The organism is Prauserella aidingensis (assembly GCF_024171865.1).
GTDB lineage: Bacteria > Actinomycetota > Actinomycetes > Mycobacteriales > Pseudonocardiaceae > Prauserella > Prauserella aidingensis.
Window position 1 is genome coordinate 115,323 of the sequence record NZ_JAMTCN010000003.1, and the last position, 25,301, is coordinate 140,623.

Below are 25,301 nucleotides of genomic sequence, written 5' to 3' on the forward strand. Positions count from 1 at the left end.
CGCTGCGCTGTCGGGGTGCGGTGCCGCGACCGCGTACTACGCAAACGAGGGGCGGGACCGGAAATGTTCCGGCCCCGCCCCTCGTCGGAGTTCCTCGTGGTGCTGGACGGGCCGTTCAGCCCTCGCCCGGAACCACGTTGACCATCTTGCGGCCGCGCTTCTCGCCGAACTCGACCGAGCCAGGGGCCAGGGCGAACAGCGTGTCGTCACCGCCGCGGCCGACGTTGTCACCCGGGTGGAACTTGGTACCGCGCTGCCGGATCAGGATCTCGCCGGCCTTCACGACCTGGCCACCGAACCGCTTCACACCGAGGTACTTCGGGTTCGAATCCCGACCGTTCTTGGAGCTGGAAGCGCCCTTCTTGGTTGACATCTGAGCTCAGTCTCCTCTGGGAAAAGGCGAAAGCCTTACTTGCTGATTCCGGTGACCTCGACGCGGGTCAGCTTCTGCCGGTGACCCTGGCGCTTGTGGTAGCCGGTCTTGTTCTTGAACTTGTGGATCCGGATCTTCGGACCCTTGGTCTGCTCGACGACCTTGCCGGTGACCGAGACCTTCGCCAGCGCGTCGGCGTCCGACGTGACCTTGCCGCCGTCAACGTGAAGCACGGCGGGGAAGGTGTGCTCGGTGCCCGGCTCGCCCTCGAGCTTCTCGACCTCGACGACGTCACCAACGGCGACCTTGTACTGCTTGCCGCCGGTCTGGACGACTGCATACGCCGACACGGAAGTCTCCTGCATTGCTCGACTGTGGGTGGGGGCTCACGCGATGGGAACCGCCCGTGGCGATCCGGCCTTCGCGTGTAGCGGCCCGCTCCAACAGCAGGCCGCTGTCCAGCTTACGTGGCGCCCGGTGACGCTGGGACACCGGGGTCACGATCAGCTGCTCTCGTCATCGACGGGTGGCCCCGCGGGCCGGCCCGCCGACCGGCGCGGACGCCGGGTACTGCTCCGCACCGCGGAGACGGTCGCGACCGAGGTCGCGTCATGCTCCGCCGTGCCCGGGACACTCGCGTCGGAGGTCCCGTTGCTCTGGGTCCCCGGCTCGGCCGGGGAGGACGACGAGGTCATCGTACCCGTCATCACCGTCTGCACCTCGACACCACTCCCCGAGGTGTCCGCGGCCGGCCCGGTGGGCCTGCCCGCGGCGCGCCGGGCGGAGCGGCGACCACGACGTGCACCACCGGCGGTGTCGCCGACGCCCGCCGTGTCCCCGGCGGATTCGTGCGACGCGGTGTCACCGGTCGCCGTGGCCCCGGGACCGGTCCCAGGGCCACCCACGGAGGCGGTGGCCGCTCCCCGTGCGGTGGCCGTCGTCTCCTCGGCCGTCGCGTCCTCGGTGGCCGTCACTGTCGGCGCTGCGGGTTCCGGGGTGACGGGTTCCGAGGCCGCCCCGGTCTCGGAGGTCGCCCCGGTCTCGGAGGTCGTCGCGCCGTCGTGAGCGTCGGCAACGGACTCGGCCTGCACGGCCTCGGCCTGCGGGCGCTCGACATGCGCAGCATCGATGCCGTCGTCTGCCTGCACGGCCGCTCCCTGCGCAGGGGCGGCCACCGCGGACTCGGTCTGCGGCGCCGACCCGGCGTCGGCGGAGTCCGGCACCGTGGCCGCGGACTCGGCGGCCTCCGGCTCCTGCACCGGCTCCTTGGGCGCTCCCCGGTCACGGCGGCTCTTGCGGTCACGGCTGCGCTTGCCTGTCTTGCCCGACGTCTCCCTGCCGTTCGACTCCGTCGCAGTCGACGCATCCGTCGCGGCCGGGGCGTCGGCCGCGCCGGTGTCACCGGCGGCCACGGCCTGCTCGGCGGCGCCGGCCTCCGTGGAGTCCTCGTGCTTGGCCGTCTTCGACGCGTTGGCCACCGCCTGGACGGCCGTCACCACGGATTCCCGCTGCTCCGGCGTCCGGCCCTGGTCGTTCTGCTGCTTCGACTTCTCGGCCTGGTCCGACTGGTCGCCGCCCTTGCCACGGCCACGCTTGCGGCCGCCGCCGTTGCCACCACCGTTGCCGTGCTGGTGGCCGCCGGTGTTCGGCTCGGACGAGACGAGGACGCCGCGGCCCTTGCAGTGTTCGCACGTCGACGAGTACGCCTCGAGCAGCCCGGTGCCGACGCGCTTGCGCGTCATCTGCACCAGCCCGAGCGACGTCACCTCGGCGACCTGGTGCCGCGTGCGGTCACGGCCGAGGCACTCGGTGAGCCTGCGCAGCACGAGGTCCCGGTTCGACTCCAGCACCATGTCGATGAAGTCGATGACGATGATGCCGCCGATGTCGCGGAGGCGGAGCTGGCGGACGATCTCCTCCGCCGACTCCAGGTTGTTCCGCGTGACCGTCTCCTCGAGGTTTCCGCCCGACCCGGTGAACTTGCCGGTGTTGACGTCGATGACGGTCATCGCCTCGGTGCGGTCGATCACCAGGTAACCGCCGGAGGGCAGCCACACCTTGCGGTCGAGCGCCTTGGTGATCTGTTCGTCGATCCGGTGGTCGGCGAACACGTTGCCGTTGCCGACGTAGCGCTTGACGCGCTCCATGAGGTCCGGCGCCACGTGCTCGACGTAGGAGCTGATCGTCTCCCAGGCCGTCTGGCCCTGCACCTCGAGCTTGACGAAGTCCTCGGTGAACTGGTCCCGGACGACCTTGACCAGCAGATCCGGCTCTTCGTAGAGCAGCGTGGGAGCGCCGGACTTCTTGCCCGACGACGAGGAGGCCGAGTCGGACTTCTCCTTGATGACCTCCCACTGCGCCTGCAGCCTGCGGACGTCGCGGTCCAGCTCCTCCTCGCTGATGCCCTCGGAGGCGGTGCGGATGATCACGCCCGCGTCCTCAGGGACGATCCGCTTGAGGATGTCCTTGAGCCTGCGCCGTTCGGTCTCCGGCAGCTTGCGCGAGATACCCGTCGCGCCGCCCGAGGGCACGTACACCAGGAACCGGCCCGGCAGCGAGATCTGCGTGGTCAGCCGGGCACCCTTGTGCCCGACCGGATCCTTCGTGACCTGCACCAGGACCTGGTCACCACTGGAGAGCGCCTGTTCGATCTTGCGTGCCTTGCCTTCGAGACCGGCCGCGTCCCAGTCGACCTCGCCCGCGTACAGCACGGCGTTGCGACCACGGCCGATGTCGATGAACGCCGCCTCCATGGAGGGCAGCACGTTCTGCACCCGGCCCAGGTAGACGTTGCCGACGATCGAGCCACTGCCCTGCGAGGTGACGAAGTGCTCGACGAGCACACCGTCCTCGAGCACGCCGATCTGCGTCGAGTCGCCGTGCTCCCGCACGACCATCGTGCGCTCGACCGATTCGCGCCGGGCGAGGAACTCGGACTCGGACAGGATCGGGGCGCGGCGACGACCCGCCTCGCGGCCGTCCCGGCGGCGCTGGCGCTTGGCCTCGAGCCGCGTGGACCCGCGGACGCTGCGCACGCCGTCGCCGCCCTTGTCCTTGTCGCCCTTCTCGTTCTTGTCGCCCTTGTCGCTCTTGTCCTGCTTGCCGTCGCGGACGTGCACGACGGTGTTGGGCGGGTCGTCCTGCGACTGGCCGTCGCCGTCGTCTCCGCTGCCACTCTTGCGGCGACGACGGCGCCTGCGACGCTTGCTGCCCGACTCGGACTGGCCGGACTCGCCGTCGGCGTCGTCGGCACCGCTGTCGTTCTGTTCCTCGGAGCTCGAGGACTCCTCGCCCGCCTGCGCGTCGCTCGCCGACGACTCGCCGCCCGCCGAGTCGTCACGCTCACCCGAGCTGTCGCTCTGCTGGTCGTCGCCGTTCTCGTCGCCGCCCTTGCCACGGCCACGACCGCGGCGGCCCCGACGACGGCGACGCCGGCCACCGTCACCGGACTGGTCGTCACCCCCGTCGTCGGAGGCAGCGTCCTCGGAAGTCGAGGCGTCGGAGGACGAGGCGTCGCTGGTGTCCTGCTCGGCCGTGTCGGCGGCCGCGGCCTTCTCGCCCTTCGTCGAGGCGGGCTCGGCCTGCTCCGCGTCACCTGCGGTCTCGCCCGCCTGCGCCGTGTCGACCGTCGGCTCCGGCGGCAGGAAGACCGGGGACGGCGCCGCGAACAGCGGCGTGTGCGGGGCCGCGGCGATCTCGCCTCCGGCGGCCGTCGGAGCGGTGTCCTGCGCCGCCGTGTTCTCGGTGGCCGTGTCCTGGGTGGCCGTGTCCTGGGTGGCCGTGTCCTGGGTGGCCGTGTCCTGGGTGGCCGACGCGTTCGGGGTCGGCTCCTGCGTGGCGGCCTCCGGTGCCGCCTTCGCCGGCGCGGCCTCCTGCGCCTGCGCGCTGTCCGCCGCCGGGCCCTTCGTCTCAGCCTGCGGCGACGTGTCCTGCGGCGACGTGTCCTGCGCCGCCGTGGCCGCCTCGGAGGCCGGTGTCGCGGCCGTCTCGGCGTCGCCCTCCTCGGCGAGCACACCCGCCGTCTCGGCGACCTTCATCGCGACGTCGCGATGCACGCTGGACTGCGGGCTCCGGGCGGTTTCGCCGAGGTCGGCGAGCATCCCGAGCACTTCCCGGCTGCTGGAGCCGAGCAGTTTCGCCAGCGCGTGAACCCGCACCCGATTGGGCAGGTCCGCCAGTGCACGTGCGGTGGGTGTGGCGGCGGCCCCGCCGGTGTTCTCGGCGGGTGTGTCCGCGTTCGACATATGTCTCCTCCGCCCCCGGGCGCGCCTGGGTCCGTCCGGCCGAGGTGTCTCACCTCGCTGCCGGCACCGGGCCACAGGACGCGGCCGCACAGGGGCCGTTCCTTGTTTACCGCCGTGGTGGGCTCACCACCGGCGGGAATCCTGTTGTCACTGGTGCCACCCGGGCGCCGGATCTTCCGACGTGCCCGATGTGGCGGGTCCCGCGGTGACGCGGCCGCCCTGTTCGCGACCTCTCGGTGCCTCCCGAGCCGTCGACGTCGACACAGCGTTCCGGCGTCCGGCCCGGTGTCCACGTCGTCCCAGCCGCCAGGCACATGGCGCGTGCCCGCGGCGACGACTCGGATCCGGAACCGGCACGTCACCGGGCCACCGTCCCTGCGTGCGCCGTACTGATCCGGCGACGACGGCTCGATGGCCGCGTCCAGTATCCCACACGTCGGGGCGGGCACTGCGCGGCGCGGCCTCCCGGACGTCTCCGGCGCCGGTCACCCGGGTGGTGCGCGATACTTGGCATGCCCGGCCACCCTGGCTACGGTGCGTCATGGGGTAGTCGCAGATCACAGCCGCGGTTGCGATCGCCCCTCCGACATCGACGGAGGTCCAGTGCTCGGCCGGAGGAGCCTGCCGCTCGTGTGCGCCGCACTCGCCGTCGCCGCACAGCTGACGGTCACGACACCGGCTCACGCCACACACGGTGAGACCTGTCACACCGAATCCCGGGCGTGGCGGTACGTCGTGGTGTTCGACCCCGGCACGGCGAAGGCCGCGGCCCGAGACGTCGTCGATTCCGCCTGCGGAACCCTCACCGGCTACTTTCCCGAGATCGCGATCGCCGTCGCGACGTCGGCCGACCCCGGATTCGGCCACACTCTGGGACTCGACCGCGCGTTCAGTGCCGAGCGGGCCCGGCAGCTGCGCCGGGGCCCGGCCACGACGACGAGCGACCATGCGCCCCGCCACCGCGGTGCCGGAAGCGGACAGGAGACGGCGGGAGGGGGCGCCGCCGGCGGTGACCCCGCAGGCGCCACCGGAAACCCGGACCGGCGGCGAGGCACGGACGGGGACGGCACCCGCGCACCCGACCGGACCCGGGAACAGTGGAACCTGCGCATGGCCGACGCTCCCGACACCGGCACGGACCTCACCCGCTCGGCGCGGGCCGACCTGGCGGACATCACCGTGGGTGTCCTCGACTCCGGCATCGACGACACGCATCCGGACCTCGCTGGCGCCGTCGACCCGGCCACCTCGGCGGGCTGCGTACGCGGCGTCCCGGACCGGCGGCGATCGGCGTGGTCGGCGGGCGAGTCGGCGCACGGAACCCACGTCGCGGGAATCATCGGGGCGGCCGACGACGGTCACGGCGTCACCGGTACCGCGCCCGGCGTGCGGCTCGCCTCGCTGCGCGTCGTGGACGACGACGGCTACGTCACCCCGGAGGCCGCGGTGTGCGGGTACGTGTGGGCGGCGCGGCACGGCATGACGGTGGCCAACAGCAGTGTCACCGTCGCACCGTCGGGCGTGTCGTGCGCAGCGAACCGTGGCCGGCGGGTCGTGCACGAGGCCGTGTCCCGGGCGGTCGAGTTCGCCGAGCGGTCGGGAACGCTCACGGTCGCGGCGGCCACCAACGACGGCTTCGACCTCGACCCGCTTCCCCGCAGCGAGCTCAGCGGCGGGGCCGGCGCCGAGGACCTCACCCGGTCCTGCGTCGCCGTGCCCGCGGGGCTCAGGGAGACCGTCACGGTCGCCGCCGTCGACCACCACGGCGCCGCGACGGACTACAGCTCCCACGGCGAGGGCGTGATCGACCTCGCCGCGCCGGGCGGCACGGAGGGCCACTGCGTGTTGTCGACCGTCCCCGGTGGTCACGGTCGACTGTGCGGCACCTCGATGGCGGCACCGCACGTCGCCGGGGCGGCCGCGCTCCTGGCCGCCGCCCGCTCCGAGGATCCCTCCCCCGGAACGTTGCGGCGGATGCTGCGCGCGCAGGCCAGGCCGATCCCCTGTTCCGGCACCACCCGTGACGGCGGCGCCTGCGCCGGCCCGCGCGGGGACGAGGCGCACTACGGCAGCGGCATGGTCAACATCGGCGCCGCCTACACGGCCCACGCGGTGCACCGGCTGCTGGTCCGGCTCGAGGGTGCGCACTGATCCCTACGCGTTCGGCAGGACTCCGGTACCTGCGCCACGCCGGCGGATCGCGGGCCCGGCCTCCTCCGCGTGTGCGCGCTGGGCGAGCTCGTTCGCCGATCCCTGGACCACGAAACCGTTGTCGGTGATCATCCGCAGGTCGGCCTCCGCCCGCTCACCCTCGGACGTGAGGTAGTCGCCGAGGAAGATCGAGTTGGCGACCTGCAGGGCCACGGCCTGCAGGGAACGCAGGTGCATCTCGCGGCCACCGGCGATGCGGATATCCCGGTCGGGGCAGACCAGCCGGGCCATCGCCAGGATCTTCAGGCAACGCGCGGGCGTGAGCTGCCAGGTGCCCGCCATCGGGGTGCCCTCGAACGGCATCAGGAAGTTCACCGGGATCGAGTCCGACCCCAGCTCTTTCAGTGCGAACAGGGCCTCGACGAGTTGCTCGTCGGTCTCCCCGAGCCCGGCGATGAGACCCGAGCACGGCGACAACCCCGCACCCGCCGCCTTCCGCACGGTGTCCACGCGGTCCGCGTAGGTGTGGGTCTGGACGATGGCGTCGTGGTGACTCTCCGCGGTGTTGATGTTGTGGTTGTAGGCGTCGACACCCGCGTCCGCCAGTCGCTGCGCCTGCCCGTCCTGCAGCAGACCGAGACACGCGCACACTTCCACCTCCGGGTGGTGCCGCCTCAGCTCGTCGACGGTCTCCGCGACCCGATCGACGTCGCGCCGTGACGGCCCCCGACCCGAGGCGACCAGGCACACCCGGCTCGCACCGGCCCGGATTCCGGCGCCGGCCTGTTCGAGGGCCTCGTCGGTCGAGAGCCACGAGTACTTCAGGATCGGCGCGTCGGAACCGAGCGCCTGCGAGCAGTAGTTGCAGTTCTCCTGACACATCCCCGACTTCAGGTTGACCAGATAGTTGACCTTCACCGTGTTGCCGAAGTACCGGCGCCGCAGCCTGCCCACGGCCGCGACGACGTCCATCAGCTCGGAGTCCCCGGCACGCAGGACGGCCAGCGCGTCGTCGCCCCCGGCAGGGCTCCCCGCCAGGACTGCGGCCGCGAGGTTCCGGAAGTCGGTCATGCACCCTCCACACAACGAAACCGAACGGTGTTCAGCTGAACAGTGTTCAGGTTAGGGTGGTGCAGAATGTTCGGTCAACGGGAAGGTGCGAGAGGAGCAGGCATGCGGCATCGTCGGGCCGACGTCGTGGCGCGCGCGATCACCGTGCTCGACGAGTACGGCCTGGAGTCGTTGACGATGCGCAGACTGGCGACGGAGCTCGGGGTGCAGCCGAGCGCCCTGTACCACCACGTGCCCGACAAGCAGACGCTGCTGGCCGCCGTGGCCGACGAGATCCTGGCGAGGGGCAGGCGGCCGGAACGGGCCCACCGCTGGGACGACCGCGTGGTCGAGATCTGCGCCGAACTGCGCGATGCCATGCTCGCCTACCGCGACGGCGCGGAGGTCGTCGTCACCGCACACACCTTCGGACTCGGCGCGGACGGCCCCGCGGAACGCCTCCGCACGGCGCTGCGGGACGGCGGACTGCCCGACGAGCTGGTCGAGACGGGGGCACGCGCGTTGCTGCACCTGGTGTTCGGGCACGCCGCCGAGGAACAGACGGCGTTGCAGGCCGCGAGCGCGGGCGCGATCGACCGCGCACCCGGCGAGCAGCCGGGGCTCGACCGGTCGCTCGGTCTTCTGCTGGACGGCCTGCGCGCCCGCATCGCCGCCCCGGACTGACCGGGCTCCCGAAGAGGGGGACGGTCACCGCAGGAGCAGGCCCGCGAGCCGTTTCGCCGTGAAGTAGGCACCGACCGCGGCGAGCACGAGCAGGTACGCGACGTGGCCGAGCATGCTCACGTCCAGCACGCCGACGGCGAGACCCCGGGTCAGCTCGACCCCGTGGTAGAGCGGCAGGCACTGCACCGCGTACTGCAGCGGTTCCGGATACACCGACAGCGGGTAGAACGTCGTGGACAGCAGGAACATCGGCATCACGGCGAGCTGGACGAAGTCGAACTGCGCCGGCGATTTCAGGAACGTCGCGCACACCATCCCGATGGCGGCGAACGCGAACGACACCAGCAGCGCGACCGGCACGAGCAGCAGCGCCCACGGCGAGGTGGCGAGTCCGAACCCGGCCATCACGCCGAGGAACGCCACCGCGTACAGCCCGCCGCGCAGCACGGCCCAGCCGATCTCGCCGAGGGCGATGTCGAGCGGGCCGAGCGGCGTCGCGAGCATCGCGTCGTAGGTCTTGTTGTAGCGGAACTTGAAGAAGACGTTGAACGTCGAGTCGAACACGGCGCCGTTCATCGCGGAGGCGGCCAGCAGTGCCGGTGCGACGAACGCGACGTAGCTCATCGGCTCACCGCCGGGGCCGGTGACCTCCTCGACGAGTTTGCCGAAGCCGACCTGGAACGCCAGCAGGTACAACAGCGGTTCGACCACGCCGGAGACGAACACGAGCCAGGCCCGCGAGTACACCATCGCCGAGCGTTCGAGCAGCGCCCGCGCACGCCCGGTGTACAGCGGCGCGGGCAGCATCCGCAGCAGCAGACCGCGCCGTGCGGGTGCCGCTGCGGTGGCGTCAGGGGTCGTCGCCGAGGTCGTCGGGGCCATCCGCGTCACACCACCAGTCGCCGGTAGAAGTAGCGCCGCGCCAGCGCCGCGCTGACCCCGAGCAGTGCGCCGAGGAACGTCAGGTGCCCGAGCGCGGGCCACACGTCGAGTCCGCCGAGCGTCACGCCGCGTGCGAGTTCGGTGCCGTGCCACACCGGTGAGATCCAGGCGAGCCACCGCACCGCGGCGGGGATCTGCTCGATCGGGAAGAACGTGCCGGAGAACAGGATCATCGGCATGACGAGGAACCGGAAGATGGCGGCGAACCGTTCCCCTTCGTTGTACGTCGTCGCCGCGACGGCCATGATCGCCGCGCCGCACGCCACGGCCGCGAACACACCGATCGGGACGACGAGCAGCGCCCCGGCGTTCAACCAGGCGCCGAACAGCAGCGCCACGAGGGTGTACACCACGCACGCGATGCCCACTCGCAGTGCGATCCAGATGATCTGCCCGCCGAGCAGTTGTCCCGCCGTCACGGGCGTCGCCGTCACCGCGTAGTAGTCCTGTTGCCATTTGAAGCCGGACAGCACCGGATAGCTCGACTCGCCGATGGCGTTCTGCACCGCGCCCGCGACCAGCAGCGCGGGCGCCACGTAGTGCACGTACGCCAGCCCGCCCGTGGCAGGGCCCGCCTCGACCTGGGAGCCGAAGCCGAGGCCCATCGCCGCGAGGAACAGCACCGGCTGCAGGCCGGACGAGTACAGGCTCGACCGCCAGTACCGCCGGTACCACGTCCAGTGCGCCTCCACGCGCAGCCAGGCCGCGCGCCACGATCCGACCACCCGGCCGGTGGCGCGGGAACCGGTGGCGGCCCTCGTCTCTGCTCCGGCGGCCATGTCAGTCCACCAGTGTCCGGCCGGTCAGGCGCAGGAAGACGTCCTCGAGTGTGCTGCGGCGGACGAGGCTCGACACGGGGCGCACGTCGCGGCCGTGGACCTGTTCCAGCGCGCGTTCGCCGTCGCCGGTGTAGACCAGTACGCGGTCCGGCAGCTCTTCGACCCGTTCGCCGAATTCGGCGACGCGGTCCGCGACACCGCCCTGTTCGCCCGGCGGGAACCGCAGTTCCAGCACCTCCCGGGTCGAGTACCGCGCGATGAGTTCCGAGGGCGAGCCCTCGGCGACGATGCGGCCGTCGTCCATGACGACGAGGCGGTCGCACAGCTGCTCGACCTCGTCCATGTAGTGGCTGGTGATGATGAGGGTGACGCCACCGGCCTTGAGTCGGAACAGCCGGTCCCACAGCATGTGCCGCGCCTGCGGGTCGAGCCCGGTGGTCGGCTCGTCGAGCAGCAGCACGTCGGGGTCGTTCACGAGCGAGCGGGCGATCGTCAGCCGCCGCTTCATCCCGCCCGACAGTGCGTCCACCAGGTCGTCGGCCCGGTCCGAGAGCTGGGCGAACTCCATCAACTCGGTCGCCTTACGACGCACCTCGGCCCGCGACAGGCCGAAGTACCGGCCGTAGATCTGCAGGTTCTGCCGCACCGTCAGTTCGGTGTCGAGCGTGTCCTGCTGCGGCACCGACCCCAGGCGGGCGCGGATGCGCGGCCCGTCGAGGTCCGGGTCCATGCCCAGCACGCGCAGGTCGCCGTCGGACCGGGGCGAGGTCGACGCGATCATCCGCATCGTCGACGACTTGCCCGCGCCGTTCGGGCCGAGGAACCCGAACGCCTCGCCCGTTCGCACCTGTACGTCGACCCCGCGGACGGCTTCGACGTCACCGAAGCGCTTCACCAGCGCCTTGGCCTCCACCATCGGGGCCGTCACCGTCGGGGCCGCTGTTCTCGGGTCCGCCGTCTCACCGCTCATGTGGTCTCACCGCTCACCCGCCGAACATTGCCACAACCCACCGACAGGAAACGACGGATCCGGAGACAGCGGGGCACGAACGACGGTGGCGGCTTCCTCGCGGGAGGAAGCCGCCACCGTGTCTCGAATACTCGGCGTGCCTCAGCCACGCCGACAGCTCAGAGGCTGCCGAACCAGAGCTTCAGCTCGCGCTCGGCCGACTCGGGCGAGTCCGAGCCGTGCACCAGGTTGAACTGCACCTCGAGGGCGTAGTCGCCGCGGAGCGTGCCCGGCGTCGCCTTCTCGACGGGGTCGGTGCCGCCCGCCAGCTGGCGGAACGCCGCGATCGCGCGCGGCCCCTCGACGGTCATCGCCACGAGCGGACCCGAGGTGATGAAGTCGACGAGCTCGCCGAAGAACGGCTTGTCCTTGTGCTCGGCGTAGTGTTCCTCGGCCACGGAACGCTCGACGGTGCGCAGGTCCATCGCGGCGAGCGACAGTCCCTTGCGCTCGATGCGCGAGATGACCTCACCGACCAGGCCCCGCTTGACGCCATCGGGCTTGACCAGAACCAACGTGCGCTCAATCACGGGGTATTTCTCCTTCGACACAAAACGGCAGTGGAAAAAGCGTAGCGGCCTCTCCCCGCGCCTTTTCGCGAGGGCGGGAGGCCACCCGTCCGGCTCATTCCGGCTGCAGGGTCTTCGACCACAGGGAGGCGCCGGTGCCGTCGCGCAGGTCGACGGTCAGCGCGCCGCTCGGTCCGTCCACGTTGATCTCGCCGAAGTGCTGGAAGCCCTCCATCGGCGAGGCGTTCTGCCCGTCGGCGGGCGGCGAGTGGGTGAACACGGCTTCGGGGCCGAACGTCCCGTCGAGGTCGCTGGGGCCGAACGCGCCCGCGTGCAGCGGGCCGGAGACGAATTCCCAGAACGGGGCGAAGTCGGTGAAGCTCGCGCGCTGCGGGCTGTAATGGTGCGCGGCGGTGTAGTGCACGTCGGCGGTCAGCCACACGACGTTGCGGACCTGCCTTCGGGCGATCTCCGACAGCACCCACGCCAGTTCGGTCTCGCGGCCGCCCGGCGCACCGCCGACGCCGTTGGACACGCCTTCCATGTCACCGGAGTCGCCGTCGGCGACGACGAGGCCGATGGGCAGGTCCGCCTGCACGATCTTCCACGTCGCCTTGCTGCGGGCCAGTGCACGCACGAGCCACGCCGCCTGCCGCTCACCCAGCACGGAACCGTCGCGGTGGGCATCGCCGTCGTTGCGGTCCTTGTAGCTGCGCATGTCGAGCACGAACACCTCGACGTGGTCGCCGTAGGCGAAGTTGCGGTACACCCGCCCGTCCTCGGCGGCCTTGGGGTCGATCGGGTGCCACTCGTGGAACGCCTGGAACGCCCGTTGCGCCAGCACGTCGACGCGCTTCTCGGTGTACTCGGGCAGGTCCAGGATCTCGCCGGGGTACCAGTTGTTGACGACCTCGTGGTCGTCCCACTGCACGTAGCTCGCGGTGGTGGCGTAGAACTCGCGCACGCTGTCGGCGAGCAGGTTGTAGGCGAACTGGCCGCGGTACTCGTCCAGGGTTTCGGCGACCTTCGACTTGGCCTCGGTGACGAGGTTGCGGTAGACGCGGCCGTCGGGCAGCGTCACCGACTCCTCGAGCGGGCCGTCGGCGTAGACGGTGTCGCCGCTGTGCAGGAACAGATCCGGACTGCGCTCGGCCATCGCCGTGTAGGCGGGCATGCCGCCGATGTCGGCGTTGATGCCCCACCCCTGCCCCGCGACGTCGCCGGACCAGGTGATGCGGACGTCGGAGCGGCCCTTCGGGGCGGTGCGGAACCGGCCGGTGAGCGGTTCGGAGGCCACGCGGCCGTCGAGATCCTCGGCGGTGACGCGGTAGTGCACGTCGGCACCGGTGGGCAGGCCACGCACCCGCAGTTTGCCGGTACCGCCGGTCTCGGGGCTCAGCACGGGACCGCGCACGACGCGGCTGCGGCGGAACGACGGGTCGGCGGACACCTCGACCCGCATGCGTGACGGACGGTCGGCGCGCGTCCACACCATCGCCGAGTGCTTGTCGACGTCGCCGGACTGCACGCCGTGGGTGAGCACAGGACGACCGGAACGGGTGAGGCCGGCGGCCGTACCGCCGGTGAGTGTGGTGGCGGCGAGGACGCCCGCGCCGACGGCACCCGCCTTCAGCAGACTGCGGCGCTCGAAACCGTCGCTCGTCAGGGACACGTCGTGGTGGGGAGGAAGATCAGTCATGCCGCACTTCTACCGCGCGGGCGGGGCCACCGGATCAACGCGGCGTGGCCGGACGGTGAACGACTCCCGCGGCGGTGGCTACTCCGGCTGTTGCTGTTGGCCGGGCAGCGTTCCCCTGGCCATGCGCCGGGCGACGTCGCGGCGCAACCACAGCAGCCACAGCCACACCCCGAGAAAGATCAGCCCGATCACGGCGATCGACGGCAGGGCCACCACGAACGCCAACAGCACGACGTGCACGCCCAGGATCGCCCACACCGACCAGGGCTGCTTCAGCAACCCGCACAGCACGAGCAACGCGGCAACGACGGCCATGACGGTCCAGCCCTGGAAGCTCGTCACGCCGTCCCCGAGCGTGCCGACGACCGGCAGCGCCAGCGCCACGACGACGGCCTCGATGACCAGCGTGCCGGCCTGCACCCCGCGGAAACCTTTCATCGGGTCGGTCGCCGGCGCCGGAGCGTCGCCGCCCGGTCCCGCGCCCGCCGTGCCCGCGGAGGGGGTGCCGTCGTCGCTCATGCGGGCTCCTTGCCGAACAGGGTGCGGGCCTCCCCCGCGGTGACCACGGAGCCGGTGACCAGCACACCGCCGCCCGAGAGGGGTTCCTCGGGGTCGTCGGGCTGTTCGACGAGGCTGATGGCGGTCTCGATGGCGGTGTCGAGCGCGGGCTCGACCGTGACCCGCTCCTCGCCGAACACGGCCATGGCGAGTTCGGCCAGCTGTTCGGCCTGCATGGCCCGCGGCGAGGAGTTGACGGTGATGACGACCTCGTCGACGACCGGGTCGAGCGCCTCCAGGATGCCGCGGACGTCCTTGTCCTCGAGGACGCCGATGACGGCGACGAGCCTGCGGAACGCGAACTCCTCGTCGATCGTGGCGGCCAGCGCGGCGGCACCGTGCGGGTTGTGCGCCGCGTCGACGAGCACCGCGGGCGCGGCGCGGACACGTTCCAACCTGCCCGGCGTGACGATCTCGGCGAACGCCTCGCGCACCGACTCGCCGACGAGCTGCCGCTCCTTGCCCGCGCCGAAGAACGCCTCGACCGCTGCCAGTGCCAGCGCGGCGTTGTCGGCCTGGTGCTTGCCGTGCAGCGGCAGGAACACTTCCTCGTACACGCCGCCGAGACCCTGGATGGTGAGCATCTGCCCGCCGACGGCCTTGGTGCGCTCGAGCACGGTGAACTCGCTGCCCGCCCGCGCGACGGCGGCGTCGACCTGGACGGCGCGTTCCAGCAGTGGGCGTTCGGCGTCGTCCTCCTGCTCGGCGATCACGGCCACGGAGTCGGCCTTGATGATGCCCGCCTTCTCGCCCGCGATCGTCGCGCGGTCGTCGCCGAGGTACTCGGCGTGGTCGATGCCGACCGGTGTGATGGCCGCGACCTGACCGTCGGCGACGTTCGTGGCGTCCCAGGCGCCGCCCATCCCGGCCTCGAGCACGGCCACCTCGACGGGCGCATCGGCGAACGCGGCGAACGCCATACCGGTGAGCACTTCGAACTTGCTCATCGGCGGCGCGTCGGCACCGCCTGCCTGGTCGACCATCTGCACGAACGGGGCGACGTCCCGGTAGGTGTCGACGTAGCGTTCGGCGGAGATCGGCTGCCCGTCGATGCTGATCCGTTCGGTCACGAGCTGCAGGTGCGGGCTGGTGTACCGGCCGACGCGCAGGCCCATCCGCGTCATGAGCGCCTCGATCATGCGTGAGACCGAGCTCTTGCCGTTGGTGCCGGCGACGTGGATCACCGGGTACGTGCGGTGCGGGTCACCGAGCAGGTTCATCAGCGCGGAGATGCGCGTCAGCGACGGCTCGAGCTTCGTCTCCGGCCACCGCTCGTTCAGCTCGGCCTCGACGATCTGCAGCTCGCGCCGGGACTGCTGCTCGATGGCGGCCTCGTCCTCGTCACTGGGCGGCTCGGGATCGTCCGGCAACGGACCGGCGATGAAGTTGTCGCCCTCGGTGAGTTCGGGCGGAAACTCCTGCTCGTCGTCCGACACGCACACACTCCCTGCTGGTACTGCAACCGCTGCTGGTACTACAACTGACGACTCCGAGTCTACGTCCCCGCGCGTCCTGCACTCGGACCCGCGTGTCCTGCATTCAGCACCGCGTGTGCTGCACTCGGACCCGGAGCGAGATCAGGCCAGGGAGGCCCACCAGCCCGCGTCGAGTTCGCCGCGGGCGACGAACTCGGCAGGCCCGGTCAGCGTCGAACCCTCGGGGTCGACCGTCACGGTCACCCTCCCACCCGGGATGTCCACTGTGGATGTTCCGGTGTCGGTACCCGAGAGGTGCAGGGCAGCCGCGACGGCGGCCACGGTGCCGGTGCCGCAGGCGCGGGTCTCCCCCACGCCCCGTTCGTACACGCGCATCCGCAGCGCGCCGGGCTCGACCGTGTTGACGAACTCGAGGTTGACGCCACCGGGGAAGAACTCGCGGTCGAACCGAGGCTGCTCGCGCAGGTCCAGGCCCGCCACGTCGTCGTCCAGTGTGGACACCAGGTGCGGGTTGCCGACGTCGACGGCGACGCCGGACAGCTCACGCCCGTCGACCACGGCGACCGAGGCGCCGGTGATCCGCGCCGGGCCCATCGCCACGGTCACCGACAGGTCCGGGTGCACCTGCACCGGCCGGTCACCCGCGCGGGTGCCGACGGCGAACTCGCGGCGCGTCTCCAGTCCGGATTCGACGAGGTAGCGCGCGAACACGCGCACCCCGTTGCCGCACATCTCCGCCACCGAACCGTCGGCGTTGCGGTAATCCATGAACCACTCGGCGGCCGAGTCCTCGGTGCCCGCGACGTCCCCGGACAGGGCCGACGAGCGCACGACCCGCAGCACACCGTCGGCGCCGAGCCCGCGCTGCCGGTCGCACAGCGCGGCGATCCGCTCCGGCGTCAACTCCACCCCGCCGGCCGCGTCGGGCAGGATCACGAAGTCGTTCTGCGTGCCGTGCCCTTTGAGGAACTCGATTCCACCCATGCCGTCCAGATTACGGCGTCACCAGGCGCCGGACGCGGTCACCCAGCTCCGGGTCGGCACCGTCGAACCAGTGGATGCGGGTGTCGCGGCGGAACCACTTGCGCTGTTTGCGCACGAACCGTCGCGTCGCCTGCGCCGTCTCGTCCGCGGCCTGCGTGAAGTCGTCGGTTCCGGTCTCGAGCGCCGCGAGCACCTGCTGGTACCCGAGTGCCCGCGACGCGGTCCTGCCCTCCCGCAGCCCCTGCCGTTCCAGCGCGCGCACCTCGTCGACGAGCCCGTCGGCGAACATCTGCTCCACGCGCAGGTCCACGCGCACGTCGAGTTCGGCGACGTCGCGGTCGACACCGACCAGCACGGTGCCGTACCGCGGCTCGCCCGGCGTCGGCAGGTTCGCCGAGAACGGCTCGCCGGTGATCTCGATGACCTCCAGTGCACGCACGATGCGCCGCACGTTCCCCGGAAGGATCGCCGCGGCCGCGTCGGGGTCGCGTGCCGCCAGCCGCTCGTGCAACGCCTGCGCGCCGAGCCGCTGCGCCTCGTCCTCCAACGAGGCCCGCACCTCGGGGTCGGTGCCGGGGAAGCGCAGGTCGTCGACCACCGCCTGCACGTACAGGCCCGATCCGCCCACCAGCACCGGCGGCCGACCCTCGGCGAGCAGCCGCTCCACCTCGCCGCGCGCGTCACGTTGGTAGGCCGCGACCGACGCGGTCTCCGTCACGTCCAGCACGTCGAGCAGGCGGTGCGGCACTCCGCGGCGTTCCTCCACGGTCGCCTTCGCCGTGCCGATGTCCATCCCGCGGTACAGCTGCATCGCGTCGGCGTTGACGACCTCGCCGCCCAGGGACAGGGCCAGTTCCACGCCGAGCGCCGTCTTCCCCGTGGCCGTCGGGCCGACGACCGCGACCGGCCTGACGCTCATGCACCCTCCCAGTGGGCGACGTGGTAGCCCACGCCACGGGGAGCCTCCGAGTAGAGCAACTCACCGCGCCACGCGCCGCCACGGGCGAAGCCGGCGAGCACCTGCCAGGGGGCGCGGCCCGCCACCCGGAGTTCGGCGGCCAGTGCGGGGTCGATGTCGAGCAGGGCCTGCGTGTCGGCGCGGGCCAGCGCGGTGGCGACGGCCGCGTCGAAGCCCTCGGCCCGCGGGTCCTCCTCACCGGGTGGCGCGGTGTCGCGACGGGCCGAGCCGTCGCCGACCACCAGCAGACCGACCGGCTCGCCGTCGTCGAACGCGGCCAGCTTCTCACCGAGCGTCACACAGTCGGCGGGGCTCGCGTCGCCGGCGATCAGCTCCGTGCGCACCGACTCCGCACCCGCTCGCACGCGCAGCCACGCGGCGACGAGCGCGGGAAGGGGCAGGTCCTCGGGCTGCCCCGCGGCGTGCGCGCCGAGCGGCACGACCACCTCGGCGCCGAACGCGCGGAACGTACCCGCCCGGTCGGCGTCGACCGTCACGGGCGCGCTCCCGGCGTCACCCGCACCCACCGCGACCCAGCGCGACGGCAGGCGGGACGCCGCGTCGACGGCGGCGGGGCGCACCTCGTCGGCGAGCCGCGTACCCGGGACGAGCTCGGGCACCAGAAGCGGCGCAGCGGGAACCACGACGGCACACGAGATCACGCGTCCAGAGGTTACCGGCCACCCCTTCCGCGGGACGTGGTGAGGCATTCTTCCGGCAACGGAGTACCGAGAACCGCGCTGACCTGTTTGAATGCGGACAACACGACCCACCGGATCGCGCGCGATCCCAGGAAGCGACACCGACAGCACCACCCGGCCCCGCCCGCGGCGGGGCGCCCGCACCCACGGGCCTAGGTGAGAAGGAGCCGGCCATGGCCGAGCAGGACACCCCGGAGAACACGACGCACGTCCCGGCACCCAGCGAGGTGCCGCACACGCAGGCCGCATCCACGGTTCCCGCAGCGGAGCCGCATCCCGAACGCTGGGGCCGCATCGACGACGAGGGCGCGGTGTTCGTCCGCACCTCGGAGGGTGAGCGGCGGGTCGGCGTGTGGCAGGCGGGCACCGCCGAGGAAGGCCTGGTCCACTTCGCGCGGCGGTTCGACGACCTGCGCACCGAGGTGGAACTGCTCGAGACCCGCCTCTCCTCCGGCGCCGGCGACCCGAAGCAGGCACTGAGCAGCGCGACCCAGCTCAAGGACGGGCTTCCCGACGCGGCGGTCGTCGGAGACGTCGACGCGCTGGCCGCGAAGCTGGACGCCGTGATCGCCCACGCCGAGCACGCGGTCTCACAGGTCAAGGAGAAGCGGGAGCAGGCACGCGCCGAGGCCGTCGCCAGGAAGCAGGAGCTCGCCGCGGAGGCGGAACAGATCGCCGCCGAGTCGACCCAGTGGAAGTGGGCGGGCGACCGGCTCAAGGCGATCCTCGACGAGTGGAAGACGATCAAGGGCATCGACCGCAAGACCGACGACGAGCTGTGGAAACGGTTCTCGAAGGCACGCGAGGCGTTCAACCGCAGGCGGGGTTCACACTTCGCCGAGCTGGACAAGCAGCGCGCCACGGCGAAGCGGCGGAAGGAAGAGCTCATCGCCGAGGCCGAGTCGATGACCGAGTCGACCGACTGGGGCCCGACGGCCGCGCGGTACAAGCAGCTCATGGCGGACTGGAAGGCAGCGGGCCGGGCGCCGAAGGACTCGGACGACGCGTTGTGGCAGCGGTTCCGTGCCGCGCAGGACGCCTTCTTCTCGCGCAGGGCGGCGGCGTTCTCCGAGCGGGACGCCGAGTTCGCCGAGAACGCCTCCCGCAAGGAGGAGCTGCTGGCCGAGGCGGAGAAGATCGACCCGTCGGCGAATCTGGAGGCGGCTCGCTCTCAGCTGCGCCGCATCCAGGAGCAGTGGGACGAGATCGGCAAGGTGCCGCGGGAGCGCATCCGCGAGCTCGACGGCAGGCTCAAGGCGGTGCAGGATCGCGTGCGCGGCGCCGAGGAGGCGAAGTGGCGCCGGACCGACCCCGAGGCGCAGGCGCGCGTCGACCAGTTCCGGGAGAAGGTCGCGCAGTTCGAGGACCAGGCCGCCAAGGCCCGAAGCGCGGGCGACGAGAAGCGGGCAACGAAGGCCGAGCAGCAGGCGGCGCAGTGGCGCGAGTGGCTGTCGGCCGCGGAGGCCGCGATCGCCGACCGCTGAGCCGATCCGTGTCCGGTGACACGTCCCGTGTCAGGCGGGGCGCGTCACCGGCCGCGCCGGGCGGGTGGATGTCCGATCAGGTACGCGACCAGGCGAGGCGCGTCCACTGCACGGCCAGGACGACCACACAGATCCACATGAGGATCATGCCCAGGCCCGGGCCGGTGCCGGGGTGGCCGCTCACGGGTGACGACTGCTGCGACCAGATCGCCAGCAGCCCGTCCACCGACGACACCCAGCAGCCGACGGTGCAGACCCAGCTGAGCCCCCAGCGGCGGGTGACGAGCGCCGCGGCGGAACCGAGCACGCCGAACAGCGCGCTGGTCGATGCGAACAGCAGCGGGATCGCGCCGCCGTCGCCCGCGAACATGCGCCAGCCGGGTTCGCCGCCCGCCCACGGCAGCAGCAGCGCGATGAGCGCCACGAACACGACGACGGCGATCGCGAACCCGGACCGGCCGGGCTCGATGGTCTTCGCCGCCTTCGACACCGTGGCGTCGACGTCGGCTCCCAGCTCTTCGATCGCCTGGTCACGTTCCTCGTCGGTCACAGTCCGCATCCCGTCGCCGTGGTGGCCGCGACCGGTTCGGCGGGTGCGCCGAAGCTCGGCAGGCCGAGGCTGACGCCGTCGGTCTTGGGCCGCTGTCCCGCCTCTGCGTTGTCGCCCGCGCGGGTTCTGCGGTGGCTGAGCAGGTCGCCGTCGGCCACGAGGTGGTGCGGCGCGGCGTAGGTGACCGTGGTCTCGACGATGTCGCCGGGGCGCACGGCCGTGTCGATCTCGGGGCCGGTGGGCGTGAAGTGCACGAGCCTGCCGTCGCGGGCACGCCCGCTCATGCGCTGTGTCTCCGCGTCCTTGCGGCCTTCGCCGGTGGCGACGAGCAGTTCGACGCGCCTGCCGACCTGCTTGCGGTTCTCCTCCCAGGAGATCTCGTCCTGCAGGGCGACGAGGCGTTCGTAGCGCTCCTGGACGACCTCCTTGGGCAGCTGACCCTCGAGCTCGGCCGCCGGCGTGCCGGGCCGCTTCGAGTACTGGAACGTGAACGCGCTCGAGAAACGGGCCCGGCGCACCACCTCGAGTGTCTGCTCGAAGTCCTCCTCGGTCTCCCCGGGGAAGCCGACGATGATGTCGGTGGTGATCGCGGCGTCGGGCATCGCGGCGCGCACCTTGTCCAGGATGGACAGGAACCGTTCCGAGCGGTACGAGCGGCGCATCGCCTTGAGGATCCGGTCCGAGCCGGATTGCAGCGGCATGTGCAGCTGGTGGCAGACGTTGGGCGTCTCGGCCATCGCGTCGATCACGTCGTCGGTGAACGCGGCCGGGTGCGGCGAGGTGAACCGCACGCGCTCCAGCCCCTCGACCGAACCGCACGAGCGCAGCAGCTTGCCGAAGGCGTGCCGGTCGCCGAATTCGACCCCGTAGGAGTTGACGTTCTGGCCGAGCAGCGTCACCTCGAGCACGCCCTCGGCGACGAGCGCCTCGACCTCGGCCAGGATCTCGCCCGGTCTGCGGTCGCGTTCCTTGCCGCGCAGCGACGGCACGATGCAGAACGTGCACGTGTTGTTACAGCCGACGGAGATCGACACCCAGCCCGAGTAGGCCGAGTCGCGCCGGGCGGGCAGCGTGGACGGGAACGTCTCGAGTGCTTCGAGGATCTCGACCTCGGCCTCGGCGTTGTGGCGGGCGCGCTCGAGCAGCGTGGGCAGCGACCCGATGTTGTGGGTGCCGAACACGACGTCGACCCAGGGGGCGCGCTTGACGATGTCGCCGCGGTCCTTCTGGGCGAGACACCCGCCGACCGCGATCTGCATGCCGGGGTTCTCGTTCTTGCGGGCGCGCAGGTGACCGAGGTTGCCGTACAGTTTGTTGTCGGCGTTCTCCCGCACGGCACACGTGTTGAGCACGACGACATCGGCGGCGTCGCCCTCGGCCGCTGCGACGTACCCCGCGTCCTCCAGTTGTCCCGCGAGACGCTCGGAGTCGTGGACGTTCATCTGGCAGCCGAAAGTGCGGATGGAGTACGAGCGGGTCACGCCTTCCAGGGTAAACAGCCCCTCGACTCAGCGCCGAGGGCCCGGTGGCTTAGGCTCTCCGCCCAGCGACTCCGGTCACGCGCAGTAGGCAAAGCCGGGTGAAAGATTGCGATTTGACTTAAATGGCGCACCGGGATTGGCCCCATGGTGTTCAATTCCGGGGTTGCCGGACATGCTCGTCGAACCGGCAGCTCACCGTTATGGAGGCAAGATTTGAGTACCGAGGCGTCCGGCTCCGGCGACGCGGCCACGGCCACCACCCCGCCGATGATCAAGGCGGAGTCCGTGGACAAGTACTTCGGCGACCTGCACGTGCTGAAGGACATCGACCTCGAGGTCCCGCGTGGGCAGGTCGTGGTCGTGCTGGGGCCGTCCGGGTCGGGTAAATCGACCCTCTGCCGCGCCATCAACCGTCTCGAGCCGATCGACTCGGGTTCGATCGAGGTCGACGGCGAACCGCTGCCCGCCGAGGGCAAAGCCCTCGCCGCGCTGCGTGCCGACGTCGGCATGGTGTTTCAGCAGTTCAACCTGTTCGCACACAAATCGATCGTCGAGAACGTCACGCTCGGCCCGGTCAAGGTCCGCAAGGTGTCGCAGAGCGAGGCGCGCACCACCGCGATGGAACTGCTCGAACGCGTGGGCATCGCCGACCAGGCCGACAAGTACCCGGCACAGCTCTCCGGCGGTCAGCAACAGCGTGCGGCGATCGCCCGCGCACTGGCGATGAAGCCGAAGGTCATGTTGTTCGACGAGCCGACCTCCGCGCTGGACCCCGAGATGGTGCAGGAGGTGCTCGACACGATGACCTCGCTCGCCGACGAGGGCATGACGATGGTCGTCGTCACGCACGAGATGGGCTTCGCCCGGCGGGCGGCCCACCGCGTGATCTTCATGGCCGACGGCGAGGTCGTCGAGGATTCGACCCCCGAGGACTTCTTCTCCAACCCGAAGTCCGACAGGGCGAAGGACTTCCTCGGCAAGATCCTCACCCACTGATCACCTGCACGTCCCGACCCCGAGGCACCGCCGAGCGGGTCCTGTCCGGAACCCCGCCACAAGCGGGGCGAACCACATGGAAGGAACACGACATGCGTTTCAGCCGAGTACTGCGTACCGGCGCCCTGGTGGCGGCGGTCGGCCTGACGCTCGCGGCCTGCGGTCAGCCCAACAGTGAGGAGGACGCGAACAAGTCGCTCGTCCAGCGTGCCGAGGACAACGGTGCCCTCACCGTCGGCATCAAGATCGACCAGCCCGGGCTCGGCCTGAAGAAGCCCGACGGCTCGTACGAGGGCTTCGACGTCGACGTCGCGAAGTACGTCGCCAAGGAGCTGGGTGTCGAGGAGGGCGACATCGAGTTCACCGAAACCCCGTCCGCTCAGCGCGAGAACATGATCCAGAACGGCGACGTCGACATGATCGTCGCCAGTTACTCGATCACTCCCGAGCGGGACGAGGCGGTCGACTTCGCGGGCCCGTACTTCCTGGCCCACCAGGACCTGCTCGTCCGGAAGGGCGACAACTCGATCCAGAGTGCCGAGGACCTCAACAAGAACAAGAAGCTCTGCTCGGTCCGCGGCTCGACCTCGGCGCAGAACGTCAAGAACGATTTCGCGCCGAACGCGCAGCTGCAGGAGTACGGCGGCTACTCCGAGTGCCTCACCGGCCTGGAGAACAAGGCCATCGACGCGATGACCACCGACGACACCATCCTCGCGGGCTACGCGGCCCAGCAGCCCGGCAAGTTCCAGCTGGCGGGCGCCGAGCTGAGCAACGAGAACTACGGCATCGGCCTGCGTGAGGGCGACTCCGAGGGCAAGCAGGCGCTCGACGAGGCGATCCAGAAGATGATCGACTCCGGTGAGTGGAAGAAGGCCGCCGAGAAGCACTTCGGGCCTGCCGGTTACGAGGTCCCGGAGGCGCCGACCGTCGGTGAAGTGGTCGAGTAACTGACCTGAGACAGCAACCGGATCGAGCTCGGGCCCGCCTCAACCGGGTCGGCCCGGGCTCGTTCGGTGTCCGGAGGAGCACCACGTGTTCGATTTCCTGACCGAGTACGACGTACTCGGCGCCTTCTGGGTCACCGTGCAGCTCACCGTGTACTCGGCGATCGGTTCGCTGATCTGGGGGACGATCCTCGCCGGGATGCGGGTCAGCCCTGTCCCCATCATGCGGGCGTTCGGCACGGCGTACGTCAACATCGTGCGGAACATCCCGCTGACCCTGGTCATCATCGCGATGTCCCTCGGTCTGTACCAGACGCTGAACATCGCGCTGGGCGGCGGCACCATCACGACGACCAACTTCCGGCTGGCCGTTCTCGGTTTCGTGCTGTACACGTCGACGTTCGTGTGCGAGTCGCTGCGCTCGGGCATCAACACCGTCCCGGTCGGACAGGCCGAGGCGGCGCGGGCGCTGGGCCTCAATTTCGGCCAGGTCCTGCGCATGATCGTGCTGCCGCAGGCGTTCCGGTCCGTGATCGGCCCGTTGACCAGCGTGCTGATCGCCCTCACCAAGAACACGACGGTGGCCAGCACCATCGGAGTCGCCGAGGCCTCGCTTCTCATGAGTGAGATGACCGAGAACGAGAGCGACGTCATCGGGCTGGTGTTCATGGTCTTCGCGATGGGCTTCGTGATCCTGACCCTGCCCGCCGGACTTCTGCTGGGCCGGCTCGCCAAGAAAGCGGCGGTGAAACGATGAGCGCTCCCTCCGTCCTCTACGACGTACCGGGACCGAAGGCCAAGGCACGCAACGCCGTCTACACGGTGCTGTTCCTCGCCGCCCTCGCCGGCGTCGCTTGGTGGATCATTGCGACGCTGGCCGAGAAGGACCAGCTCACGTGGGAGAAATGGGGGCCGTTCTTCACCGACGGACAGGTGTGGACGACCTTCATCTTCCCGGGACTGCTGAACACTCTGCTCGCCGCAGGGCTGGCGATCGTGATCGCCCTGCCCCTCGGCTCGCTGTTCGGCATCCTCCGGCTGTCGGATCACGTGTGGGTCCGCGTGCCGGCAGGGACCGTGGTGGAGTTCTTCCGCGCCGTCCCCGTGCTGATCCTCATGGTCTTCGCCGACCAGTTCTACTCCGAGTACACCGACATCGACTCGGACTACCGGCCGCTGGTGGCCGTGGTCACGGCGCTGGTGCTGTACAACGGAGCCGTGCTCGCCGAGGTGGTGCGTGCGGGCATCCAGTCGCTGCCAGCGGGCCAGACCGAGGCGGCCAAGGCGATCGGCATGCGCAAGACGCAGACCATGACGAACGTGTTGTTGCCGCAAGCGGTCACCTCGATGCTGCCCGCGATCGTCAGCCAGCTCGTCGTGATCCTGAAGGACACCGCGCTGGGTGGTGCGGCGCTGGGCTTCGCGGATCTGTTCAACCAGATCCGGCCGATCGCGAACAACTACTTCGCGAACACGATCGCCACCATGACGATCGTCGCGCTGATCTACATCGTGCTGAACAATGTGCTCACGTTCGGCGCGGGCTGGCTGGAAAAGTGGTCTCGGCAGCGCAAGACGAGCACGGGCGCCGTGGTGAAGCCGGTCGACGACAACGGCCGCAACGTGTAGCCGGTCCGACCGGTTCGGGTTCCGACGAAGAAGGGTCGGCCGCCTCGTCGATGGCGAGGCGGCCGACCCTTTCTCATACGCCTCGAGTTCTCGTTCGCCTCGAGTCGCCGCCGAAACAAGGCACCGATCGCGAGGCC

23 protein-coding genes are annotated in these 25,301 nt (G+C 70.7%); 7 read left to right on the plus strand and 16 right to left on the minus strand.

Going from position 1 to position 25,301, the window contains the following annotated elements:
- Positions 1-115 precede the first annotated feature (115 nt).
- From rpmA to LY13_RS04665, 3 genes are all read right to left on the minus strand, one after another.
- Entirely contained in the window at positions 116-373 is a 258-nt protein-coding gene (gene rpmA / locus LY13_RS04655) for a 50S ribosomal protein L27 (RefSeq protein WP_253826906.1), read from the minus strand.
- 35 nt (positions 374-408) lie between these two features.
- On the minus strand, positions 409-723 hold the full coding sequence (rplU, locus tag LY13_RS04660; protein WP_183656051.1) for a 50S ribosomal protein L21: 315 nt from the start codon (positions 721-723) through the stop codon (positions 409-411).
- A 153-nt stretch (positions 724-876) separates the two neighbouring features.
- The gene (locus tag LY13_RS04665; RefSeq protein ID WP_253826907.1) at positions 877-4,617 is read right to left on the minus strand and encodes an Rne/Rng family ribonuclease; all 3,741 of its coding nucleotides are present in this window, start codon (positions 4,615-4,617) and stop codon (positions 877-879) included.
- 603 nt (positions 4,618-5,220) lie between these two features.
- On the opposite strand from LY13_RS04665, the gene LY13_RS04670 reads away from it, so the two are divergent.
- Complete coding sequence (locus LY13_RS04670; protein ID WP_253826908.1) at positions 5,221-6,768, plus strand: S8 family peptidase; 1,548 nt, start codon at positions 5,221-5,223, stop codon at positions 6,766-6,768.
- A gap of 3 nt (positions 6,769-6,771) precedes the next feature.
- Here the strand turns inward: LY13_RS04670 and bioB are convergent, their stop codons facing one another.
- A complete protein-coding gene (gene bioB, locus LY13_RS04675; protein WP_253826909.1) occupies positions 6,772-7,839 on the minus strand; it encodes a biotin synthase BioB in 1,068 nt (355 codons plus the stop codon).
- A 102-nt stretch (positions 7,840-7,941) separates the two neighbouring features.
- Here bioB and LY13_RS04680 point away from each other — a divergent pair, with 102 nt between their 5' ends.
- Positions 7,942-8,502, plus strand: coding sequence for a TetR/AcrR family transcriptional regulator C-terminal domain-containing protein (locus tag LY13_RS04680; RefSeq protein ID WP_253826910.1), 561 nt, complete (start codon positions 7,942-7,944; stop codon positions 8,500-8,502).
- A gap of 24 nt (positions 8,503-8,526) precedes the next feature.
- Here LY13_RS04680 and LY13_RS04685 read toward each other — a convergent pair whose 3' ends face one another.
- From LY13_RS04685 to LY13_RS04730, 10 genes are all read right to left on the minus strand, one after another.
- On the minus strand, positions 8,527-9,384 hold the full coding sequence (locus LY13_RS04685; protein WP_253826911.1) for an ABC transporter permease: 858 nt from the start codon (positions 9,382-9,384) through the stop codon (positions 8,527-8,529).
- 5 nt (positions 9,385-9,389) lie between these two features.
- Positions 9,390-10,223 (minus strand): ABC transporter permease, encoded by an 834-nt coding sequence (locus LY13_RS04690; protein ID WP_253826912.1) that lies wholly within the window; start codon positions 10,221-10,223, stop codon positions 9,390-9,392.
- A 1-nt stretch (position 10,224) separates the two neighbouring features.
- Complete coding sequence (locus LY13_RS04695; RefSeq protein ID WP_253826913.1) at positions 10,225-11,193, minus strand: ABC transporter ATP-binding protein; 969 nt, start codon at positions 11,191-11,193, stop codon at positions 10,225-10,227.
- Between the two features lie 158 nt (positions 11,194-11,351).
- The gene (gene ndk / locus LY13_RS04700) at positions 11,352-11,762 is read right to left on the minus strand and encodes a nucleoside-diphosphate kinase (protein ID WP_253826914.1); all 411 of its coding nucleotides are present in this window, start codon (positions 11,760-11,762) and stop codon (positions 11,352-11,354) included.
- A 94-nt stretch (positions 11,763-11,856) separates the two neighbouring features.
- Positions 11,857-13,440, minus strand: coding sequence for an alkaline phosphatase D family protein (locus tag LY13_RS04705; RefSeq protein ID WP_253826915.1), 1,584 nt, complete (start codon positions 13,438-13,440; stop codon positions 11,857-11,859).
- A 78-nt stretch (positions 13,441-13,518) separates the two neighbouring features.
- Positions 13,519-13,959 carry a DUF4233 domain-containing protein gene (locus LY13_RS04710; RefSeq protein WP_253826916.1) on the minus strand — a complete coding sequence of 147 codons (441 nt, stop codon included), beginning with the start codon at positions 13,957-13,959 and terminating at the stop codon, positions 13,519-13,521.
- Entirely contained in the window at positions 13,956-15,434 is a 1,479-nt protein-coding gene (gene folC / locus LY13_RS04715; RefSeq protein WP_308216270.1) for a bifunctional tetrahydrofolate synthase/dihydrofolate synthase, read from the minus strand. Before folC ends, LY13_RS04710 begins: the two co-directional genes overlap by 4 nt.
- A 141-nt stretch (positions 15,435-15,575) precedes the next feature.
- Entirely contained in the window at positions 15,576-16,418 is an 843-nt protein-coding gene (gene dapF / locus LY13_RS04720) for a diaminopimelate epimerase (protein WP_253826917.1), read from the minus strand.
- Between the two features lie 10 nt (positions 16,419-16,428).
- The gene (miaA, locus tag LY13_RS04725) at positions 16,429-17,337 is read right to left on the minus strand and encodes a tRNA (adenosine(37)-N6)-dimethylallyltransferase MiaA (protein WP_253826918.1); all 909 of its coding nucleotides are present in this window, start codon (positions 17,335-17,337) and stop codon (positions 16,429-16,431) included.
- Entirely contained in the window at positions 17,334-18,038 is a 705-nt protein-coding gene (locus tag LY13_RS04730; RefSeq protein ID WP_253826919.1) for a class III extradiol ring-cleavage dioxygenase family protein, read from the minus strand. The genes miaA and LY13_RS04730 overlap by 4 nt, the downstream gene beginning before the upstream one ends.
- A 212-nt stretch (positions 18,039-18,250) precedes the next feature.
- Here LY13_RS04730 and LY13_RS04735 point away from each other — a divergent pair, with 212 nt between their 5' ends.
- Positions 18,251-19,561 carry a DUF349 domain-containing protein gene (locus LY13_RS04735; protein ID WP_253826920.1) on the plus strand — a complete coding sequence of 437 codons (1,311 nt, stop codon included), beginning with the start codon at positions 18,251-18,253 and terminating at the stop codon, positions 19,559-19,561.
- A gap of 76 nt (positions 19,562-19,637) precedes the next feature.
- Here the strand turns inward: LY13_RS04735 and LY13_RS04740 are convergent, their stop codons facing one another.
- Positions 19,638-20,111 carry an Rv2732c family membrane protein gene (locus tag LY13_RS04740; protein ID WP_253826921.1) on the minus strand — a complete coding sequence of 158 codons (474 nt, stop codon included), beginning with the start codon at positions 20,109-20,111 and terminating at the stop codon, positions 19,638-19,640.
- On the minus strand, positions 20,108-21,592 hold the full coding sequence (gene miaB, locus LY13_RS04745; protein WP_253826922.1) for a tRNA (N6-isopentenyl adenosine(37)-C2)-methylthiotransferase MiaB: 1,485 nt from the start codon (positions 21,590-21,592) through the stop codon (positions 20,108-20,110). Before miaB ends, LY13_RS04740 begins: the two co-directional genes overlap by 4 nt.
- 267 nt (positions 21,593-21,859) lie before the next feature.
- On the opposite strand from miaB, the gene LY13_RS04750 reads away from it, so the two are divergent.
- The 4 genes from LY13_RS04750 (at position 21,860) to LY13_RS04765 (ending at position 25,164) form a co-directional block, all read left to right on the plus strand.
- Positions 21,860-22,588 (plus strand): amino acid ABC transporter ATP-binding protein, encoded by a 729-nt coding sequence (locus LY13_RS04750; RefSeq protein ID WP_253827249.1) that lies wholly within the window; start codon positions 21,860-21,862, stop codon positions 22,586-22,588.
- A 92-nt stretch (positions 22,589-22,680) separates the two neighbouring features.
- Positions 22,681-23,538 (plus strand): glutamate ABC transporter substrate-binding protein, encoded by an 858-nt coding sequence (locus LY13_RS04755; RefSeq protein ID WP_253826923.1) that lies wholly within the window; start codon positions 22,681-22,683, stop codon positions 23,536-23,538.
- Between the two features lie 85 nt (positions 23,539-23,623).
- Positions 23,624-24,292, plus strand: coding sequence for an amino acid ABC transporter permease (locus LY13_RS04760; protein WP_253826924.1), 669 nt, complete (start codon positions 23,624-23,626; stop codon positions 24,290-24,292).
- Positions 24,289-25,164, plus strand: a complete 876-nt coding sequence (locus tag LY13_RS04765) for an amino acid ABC transporter permease (protein WP_253826925.1) — start codon at positions 24,289-24,291, stop codon at positions 25,162-25,164. The genes LY13_RS04760 and LY13_RS04765 overlap by 4 nt, the downstream gene beginning before the upstream one ends.
- Positions 25,165-25,301 lie beyond the last annotated feature (137 nt).

What these genes read in the sequence shown, in the direction of transcription:
- LY13_RS04665 (WP_253826907.1), bottom strand. Translation starts at nt 4,617, where the DNA reads ATGTCGAACGCGGACACACCCGCCGAGAACACCGGCGGGGCCGCCGCC.
- LY13_RS04695 (WP_253826913.1), bottom strand. Translation starts at nt 11,193, where the DNA reads ATGAGCGGTGAGACGGCGGACCCGAGAACAGCGGCCCCGACGGTGACG.
- dapF (WP_253826917.1), bottom strand. Translation starts at nt 16,418, where the DNA reads ATGGGTGGAATCGAGTTCCTCAAAGGGCACGGCACGCAGAACGACTTC.
- LY13_RS04705 (WP_253826915.1), bottom strand. Translation starts at nt 13,440, where the DNA reads ATGACTGATCTTCCTCCCCACCACGACGTGTCCCTGACGAGCGACGGT.
- LY13_RS04735 (WP_253826920.1), top strand. Translation starts at nt 18,251, where the DNA reads ATGGCCGAGCAGGACACCCCGGAGAACACGACGCACGTCCCGGCACCC.
- LY13_RS04710 (WP_253826916.1), bottom strand. Translation starts at nt 13,959, where the DNA reads ATGAGCGACGACGGCACCCCCTCCGCGGGCACGGCGGGCGCGGGACCG.
- LY13_RS04755 (WP_253826923.1), top strand. Translation starts at nt 22,681, where the DNA reads ATGCGTTTCAGCCGAGTACTGCGTACCGGCGCCCTGGTGGCGGCGGTC.
- LY13_RS04750 (WP_253827249.1), top strand. Translation starts at nt 21,860, where the DNA reads ATGATCAAGGCGGAGTCCGTGGACAAGTACTTCGGCGACCTGCACGTG.
- LY13_RS04685 (WP_253826911.1), bottom strand. Translation starts at nt 9,384, where the DNA reads ATGGCCCCGACGACCTCGGCGACGACCCCTGACGCCACCGCAGCGGCA.
- LY13_RS04680 (WP_253826910.1), top strand. Translation starts at nt 7,942, where the DNA reads ATGCGGCATCGTCGGGCCGACGTCGTGGCGCGCGCGATCACCGTGCTC.
- LY13_RS04765 (WP_253826925.1), top strand. Translation starts at nt 24,289, where the DNA reads ATGAGCGCTCCCTCCGTCCTCTACGACGTACCGGGACCGAAGGCCAAG.
- LY13_RS04690 (WP_253826912.1), bottom strand. Translation starts at nt 10,223, where the DNA reads ATGGCCGCCGGAGCAGAGACGAGGGCCGCCACCGGTTCCCGCGCCACC.
- miaA (WP_253826918.1), bottom strand. Translation starts at nt 17,337, where the DNA reads ATGAGCGTCAGGCCGGTCGCGGTCGTCGGCCCGACGGCCACGGGGAAG.
- rpmA (WP_253826906.1), bottom strand. Translation starts at nt 373, where the DNA reads ATGTCAACCAAGAAGGGCGCTTCCAGCTCCAAGAACGGTCGGGATTCG.
- bioB (WP_253826909.1), bottom strand. Translation starts at nt 7,839, where the DNA reads ATGACCGACTTCCGGAACCTCGCGGCCGCAGTCCTGGCGGGGAGCCCT.